The sequence below is a fragment of the Bacillus sp. Y3 genome (genome assembly GCF_008123875.1).
GTDB lineage: Bacteria > Bacillota > Bacilli > Bacillales > Bacillaceae > Bacillus > Bacillus altitudinis.
Window position 1 is genome coordinate 1 of the sequence record NZ_VSSC01000017.1, and the last position, 4,552, is coordinate 4,552.

Genomic DNA, 4,552 nt, shown 5'->3' on the forward strand with positions numbered 1-4,552 from the left:
CCCCCCCACTCTAACAGGGGGGTACTACGGAAGAAAAAAACAAATTGAAGCTAGTCATAGCAATGGATTGACTCGTTTTGAGTTTGTGGCAAGGATTTATTTGAATGATTAAATCTATAAAAATATCAAGGCTGTATTTCAAAAATGCCGTTGAGAGCGTTCAGATTAGATTCTGAGCGCTTTTATTTTTGTTCGGGTATTCAAATAGGGTGATGAGTTAAAAACGATTATAAGGGCTTTAAATGCGTTTTTTCGTTTTGTCTGCTATGATATGTTTTTGTGTCTTATTGGATGGAAAGTGCTTGTGGGACCTTAAAGTTTTGTTTTTTGTTGTGCATCATGTCCAAAAAAACAAAATAAAAAACCCCCATGGGGGGTTAGTGGTTTTTTGTTTTTGGTTTTAAAAAAAGACTAGCAATTTGCTGGTCTTTTTTTGCGATTTCAACGAAGTTGTAATCGTGTTTTTTCTTATCTTGATACATATAGAAACAATGAGATTTTCAAAAAGTGCGCCAGATTCAGTCGTGTCAAGGGTTTAAAAGCATTTTGACAGCACAAAACTCCATCTGCTATTATTAAAGTGACCAAACCATAATAATAGAGTGCTAGAGAACTAGCGTCAGAAGGAGTTTTTTGCTTTGACTTATTCATCTAAATCGAATTATATCACCCTTGTGGACAAAACCGCAACAGGTAAAAAGCGGGATTGGAAAGGGAAAAAGTTGAGATCGTCACTTATGGCGGCTCATTATGAGGGACTTGAGAAGCGTACCGGTGCGCCTTACTACGGAAAAAAGGCAGAGAAAGTATGTGATTGTGCGGAATGTCTTGCGTTTAGGAGAGACAAAGAAACAGGCAGACTACGATTATATCAAGCCTATTTTTGTAAAGTGAGGTTATGCCCTATGTGTGCGTGGCGAAGGTCGTTAAAAATTGCTTGTCACAATAAATTGATTGTAGAAGAAGCCAATCGGCAATATAAGCCCGCATGGATATTTCTAACGTTGACAGTAAAAAACGTTGAAGGCAATGATCTGAAACAGACCATTTCGGATATGATGAAAGGCTTTAATAGATTGATGAAGTATAAAAAAGTGGACTCTTCCGTTCTTGGTTATTTCAGGGCTTTAGAGATTACGAAAAATCATGAACAGAATACATATCATCCACATTTCCATGTCTTAATTCCAGTGAAGCGAAGTTATTTCACAGGGAAAAGCTATATCAAGCAAGCAGAATGGACAAGCCTTTGGAAGCGTGCAATGAAATTGGATTACACACCGATTGTACATGTGCAGCGGGTCAAGGGAAAAAAGGGAATCGATGCGGAAGCGATTGAAAAAGAAGTCCGTGCAGAAATGGAAGAGCAGAAAGCTATTCTAGAGATTTCTAAGTATCCAGTGAAAGATACTGATGTGATACGTGGGAATGAAGTGACCGAGGAAAATTTGGATACGGTCTATTATTTGGATGATGCGTTAAATGCCAGGCGGTTGATCGGTTATGGCGGGATCTTGAAAGAGATTCATAAGGAACTGAATTTGACGGATGCCGAGGACGGAGATCTGATCAGAATTGAAGAAGATGATGATGAGGTAGCTAATGAGACGTTTGAAGTCATGGCACATTGGCATGTTGGTATTAAAAATTACATAATCAATTAATAAAAAAACAGACTTCATAGTCTGTTTTTTTATTAATTGATTATGTTTTTTTCTTTTATTTTTATATTAGATGATTTTTTAGAGTCTTTATTTTTCCACTCTATTTCTACTTCTAATCTGTGTCCTTTTATTTTCTTTTCTGGCATGAAATCGAATGTTGTTATATGATCTGGAGCATTTTCAGATTTATCGGTAGCATATTCAGCCAAATCGTAATTATCATTTTCTTTATATACTTTTCCATCTACTTTTAGTTTTAATGTTTTAATTTTTATCTCTTTTTCTATATCTTTGTTTCCTTTCCAATAAAGTTCCAAAGAATAATTTGGTCCTATACTTGTTTTATCACTTTTAGTTAGTTCTGCTTTCCAGTATTGATCTGTACTTTCGCCTGTAAATTTTGGGTAATTGTTTTTTGCATAAAGTATTACGCATGCTGTGGCAATTAAGAGAACTATTATTGTTGATATAATGACTTTTTTGCTTTTCATGTTTTTCTCCTTAAAATTTCATTAAATTTATCAAAATAAATACAAATATACCAAAATTATGTTTAAAATATAAGGGTAAATATGATTAAATATGATTGAATTTTTTATAAGGGAGTAGTTGTATGAGAAATAAAGTGCTTTTTTCAATTTTTTCTATGATTCTATTGGTTTTATTTGTACCAACTTTAGTTTCTGCTTTAGAACCTTCTGAGGAGTATCCTGTTGATCATTATACAGTTCAAGAAGGACAAGATGAAGTTTTAAAGTATCTTAGTGATAAAGGTTTAAAATATAATATAGGATCTCCTAAATATGTAGAGTTTTTGGATTCTGTATCAACTTTGAACTTAAGTTCGTATAATCAACGATTGATGAATGCTTATGCTGGTATATATCTTATGAAACAAGAGGATTATTTCTTCAGTAGCGATAATGGTTTTGACAAAGATAAAGACAAAGAACAATTTTTTAAATTGGATAAAGAGTATTTGCAAAAAACTTTTAAAGAAGTTAGAGAAAGTAATGAGCAAAAAAATGTAGAATTAGAGAAAGAAATTCAGGATTCAGAGCTTAAAAATAAAATTGTAGGTCAGGCTAAAGCTACTGCTTCTTCTAGTTTTGATAGAGCAAAGGCAAAAAAGTACATTGATAACAATTGGAATAAAACCTCCAATTCGAGATTTGGATATTTCGGTGGTTCTGGTGGCGACTGCACTAACTATGTCTCTCAAGTTATCTATGCTGGCGGTAAAAAAATGAATTATACAGGTAAGAGCGGCCTTTCTCAATTTTCCTCAAATACAAAGGGATGGTATTCTAGTGTGTATCGATCTCCTACTGGTAATTGGTCAACAATTTTGTATTCTACGTCTTGGGTGAGAGTTGTCGATTTTTATGCTTATTGGTCTAGGGGAAGTAAAGTGTATACTGGATTAAGTGCTTCTCAGGTATCAAAGAAAGTATCTACTGGAGATGTTATCCAAGCTTATAATAAAGACAACGGTGGTTGGTTTCATACTGTAGTAGTGTATGATGTTAATAAAAAGGGTGAAACTAGATATTCTGGTCATTCTAGAGCTCATAAATATGCTCATTTATCAAAAGAATTTAAAGGCAAAGGGTATAAATTTAGAGTTATTAAAATGTAAAATTTATATAATGAGTTTAAATAAGCATGCTCAACGCATGCTTATTTTTTATATACGATTGATATATTGTCATAGGTGTTCTATTTCCAAAATTGCCACCACTTTTTTTGTTGAGCAGCAGCAATCATTTTTTTTGTTTCAATGGATTCTTTCAAAGCGAGCATGAGATTTTCATCTCGCTTTTTTTGCTGTTCTTCAAATTGTTCGAGTCGTTTTAGGATGGCACGATTGAATTCTTCTTGTCTTTGAATGAGATCGGCGACATTCACATCTTGTAGCGGTGTAGCGGTATCCGATATGGACAAGTTTGACCGATACAAGGTCGCTACAAGTTTGGCTACTTCTTCTAGTGATTTACCACTCAATTTAGAGTGTGTGTATATATACTCCATAGCGGATAAATCGGACTCATTATACTGACGCCATCCCTTAGTGTCTCTGGCGAAATTATAGCCGTTTTTCTCAAGCATGGCGGCGTATTTACGTATCGTGACGCTGGAGACATTGAGCTTGTTTGCAATGTCTTGTGAAGAAAGGTAGGTTTCGGGTTTCATAGCGGGTTCACCTCTTTATGATTCATTCGCTACGGTATACGCTATGCCCTCCTAGATCAAAAGGCAAAATGTTTTTGTTTTGCGTAGCGGGTTGAAAGAGAAAAATTTTGATAAGTGTCGCTGGAGACATTTCGGAAAAGTGTGCACTTAAAAGGAGCGTTACTGTTTAAAAAATGGAGTGAAAAACATTCGGCATGAGTCAACGGTAAGCGGAACGAAAGTGAGCATTAAGGAGTTGACTCATTCACCACACCCAAAGCCTATTGATTCAAACAAACCTCGTTTGTTTGCGCCCGCCGAAGGGGCATCCCCCGAAGATCGGGGGTAGGGGGTTTGAATATTTGCGATCCAACGGGCTGACCGTTGGCGGGTTTGGGCAGAGCCCGAAAAGAGTCACTGGAGAACCAGTGCCCACTTATGCACCTAAATAGGTGCTGTGGGTTTTCTCTCCGTTCAAAGCAGAATGCGAGGCATTGTACCGTTGGCATGAAAGAGTCAAAAATGATAAGATTAAAGAAATATTTGTGCGTTTGTTTTGTTTGGCGAAGGTGCGCAGCGGAAGACGACGACAGTCGTCGAGTGGCAACGAAAAGCGAAGCACCTAGAGCCAAACGGGAACCCCCCCACTCTAACAGGGGGGTACTACGGAAGAAAAAAACAAATTGAAGCTAGTCATAGCAATGGATTGACTCGTT

4 protein-coding genes are annotated in these 4,552 nt (G+C 36.3%); 2 read left to right on the forward strand and 2 right to left on the reverse strand.

Going from position 1 to position 4,552, the window contains the following annotated elements; genetic code table 11:
- Positions 1-638: 638 nt before the first annotated feature.
- Positions 639-1,664: a protein rep gene (locus FXF70_RS18925; RefSeq protein WP_144496011.1), complete on the forward strand. Its 1,026-nt coding sequence runs from the start codon at positions 639-641 to the stop codon at positions 1,662-1,664.
- Between the two features lie 32 nt (positions 1,665-1,696).
- Here FXF70_RS18925 and FXF70_RS18930 read toward each other — a convergent pair whose 3' ends face one another.
- Positions 1,697-2,155: a DUF4944 domain-containing protein gene (locus tag FXF70_RS18930; protein WP_144496013.1), complete on the reverse strand. Its 459-nt coding sequence runs from the start codon at positions 2,153-2,155 to the stop codon at positions 1,697-1,699.
- A 122-nt stretch (positions 2,156-2,277) separates the two neighbouring features.
- Between FXF70_RS18930 and FXF70_RS18935 the strand changes: the two genes are divergently transcribed.
- Positions 2,278-3,303, forward strand: a complete 1,026-nt coding sequence (locus FXF70_RS18935; RefSeq protein WP_144496015.1) for an amidase domain-containing protein — start codon at positions 2,278-2,280, stop codon at positions 3,301-3,303.
- An 80-nt stretch (positions 3,304-3,383) separates the two neighbouring features.
- On the opposite strand, the gene FXF70_RS18940 is transcribed toward FXF70_RS18935, so the two are convergent.
- On the reverse strand, positions 3,384-3,857 hold the full coding sequence (locus FXF70_RS18940; protein WP_110487812.1) for a DUF3967 domain-containing protein: 474 nt from the start codon (positions 3,855-3,857) through the stop codon (positions 3,384-3,386).
- Between the last annotated feature and the right edge of the window lie 695 nt (positions 3,858-4,552).